This window comes from Bradyrhizobium sp. th-b2 (genome assembly GCF_000426785.1).
Classification (GTDB): domain Bacteria; phylum Pseudomonadota; class Alphaproteobacteria; order Rhizobiales; family Xanthobacteraceae; genus Bradyrhizobium; species Bradyrhizobium septentrionale.
This window is the reverse complement of the sequence record NZ_AUGA01000246.1, coordinates 1-1,475: the sequence shown is the minus strand read 5'-3', so window position 1 is coordinate 1,475 and position 1,475 is coordinate 1. Positions and strand designations below refer to the sequence as shown.

The 1,475-nt window shown below is 55.7% G+C and carries 3 protein-coding genes and 1 pseudogene; 1 reads left to right on the top strand and 3 read right to left on the bottom strand.

Annotated features, from left to right (window positions below; all coding sequences use genetic code 11):
* The coding region (locus tag K359_RS64135; protein ID WP_210164125.1) for a hypothetical protein at nucleotides 1-295 on the top strand (295 nt) is incomplete at its 5' end.
* A gap of 102 nt (nucleotides 296-397) precedes the next feature.
* Here K359_RS64135 and K359_RS0148075 read toward each other — a convergent pair.
* The 3 genes and pseudogenes from K359_RS0148075 to K359_RS60815 all read right to left on the bottom strand — a co-directional run.
* A complete protein-coding gene (locus K359_RS0148075; RefSeq protein ID WP_029085263.1) occupies nucleotides 398-721 on the bottom strand; it encodes a helix-turn-helix domain-containing protein in 324 nt (107 codons plus the stop codon).
* Complete coding sequence (locus tag K359_RS66680) at nucleotides 687-905, bottom strand: type II toxin-antitoxin system RelE/ParE family toxin (RefSeq protein ID WP_334262130.1); 219 nt, start codon at nucleotides 903-905, stop codon at nucleotides 687-689. The genes K359_RS0148075 and K359_RS66680 overlap by 35 nt, the downstream gene beginning before the upstream one ends.
* Before the next feature lie 298 nt (nucleotides 906-1,203).
* Nucleotides 1,204-1,413, bottom strand: a pseudogene (locus tag K359_RS60815) (transposase); the annotation flags it as partial.
* Nucleotides 1,414-1,475 lie beyond the last annotated feature (62 nt).

Here is a 1,475-nt window from a genome sequence, read left to right as displayed (position 1 = left end):
GCTCTCCTTTGTGGAATCAGCACCCCGAGCCTACCGGCTCAAGGTGGGCAACGCCGACCTCTTCAGAAATTCAACAGAACCCGGGACATCCCCGATGACCGTCGCGGAATTGGTTGCCCTCTTGCTCACAAAACCGCAGGATTTGCCGGTTGCCTATAGTCTTTGCTCCGAGCAGTGCCTGCTGAGCGTTGATATGCGATGCATCGTCGGTCTTGTCGGTGACGGTGAGCCCTACGTTGCACTTTGTGCAGGTGGCCGTGAGCGCGTCGTTAGACATTCGTTATGGTTCCGTTGAAAGAGAGGCCGCAAGGCTGCGGCCGCCCGATCAGAGTATACAGAGGCGCACGCGACATCGGCGCGGATATAACAAGGGCCGCTCAAATGGCGACCCTTAGCATTACGAAAATTCGAACTCAAGCTTCGCTTTGGTTTTCGGCTTTGCGTCCGAAACTACAATGCGCACGTTTTCTCCCAGCGCGTTGAGAAGGTTGAATAGACGCTCATATGAAAATCCGTCAAAATTCCCACGCATCAGTCGCGACACATCGGGCTGCGCAATCCCGATCACCTTCGCGGCCTGTGATTGTGTGAGCCCCTTTGATCGAATGATCGCGGCAATGCCGAGCACAAGGTCAGCCTTGGCAAGATGCATTTCTGCATCCGGCACGCCGATGTCGGCGAAAACATTACCGCTGCCTTTTGTGCTTCTTGCCTTGCTCATTTGCTTTCTCCGCGTGTAGCTCGATTGCTGTCTTCAGCCGAGCGCGTATCAGATCCTTATCGCTCTCGGATGTCTTTTTGCCTTTGGTGGATTTCTTTTGAAAGGCGTGGAGTACGTATATGGCGCCTTTCAGCTGAACCGTGTAGACAGCCCGGAACGGGTCTCCATCAAAATTAGACGTGATTTGGAGGACGCTAGCTCCGCCAAAAACCTTTCAGCGGCTTTACATTTTCACCTTTTTCGCCCTTCTGGGCAGCGCGGAGCGCAAAACCGATCTCCTTCTTGCAGGGAAGGGGAAAGGCGGAAAGATCTTCAAGCGACGAGCCGACGAACTCGAGGGATACATCCACCTTGCTTTCGGATGCCTTTATAGCAGATTTACTATTGGCCATGTCAACGGAAATGTTTGGGGTTTGGTTCCCAGGAAAATTTGCGGCGAATCCGGTTGTTTGGCGCGTCAGATACAATCGCAATGGTGGCGCGACCGCAACGGAAGCAGCCAGCCAGGCTTGGGCGGTCGCGAGCTCACGATCCGGCAGCAAGGTGACGACCCGGCGCCTTTCCAGGTTGCAGATGATACTGGCGTATCGGTGATTGCGCCGCCAGGCCCAGTCATCAATGCCTATAACCCTGAGCGGGTCGGACGGCGAACGGCTGCGGCGTCGCACGACACGCAGGAGCGTGTCCTTGCTCGTAGCACGCACTCTCTACAACAAACCCACGCGGCACCAGCCTGGAGCGGTGGAGTGCTTGC

What these genes read in the sequence shown, in the direction of transcription:
- K359_RS0148075 (WP_029085263.1), bottom strand. Translation starts at nt 721, where the DNA reads ATGAGCAAGGCAAGAAGCACAAAAGGCAGCGGTAATGTTTTCGCCGAC.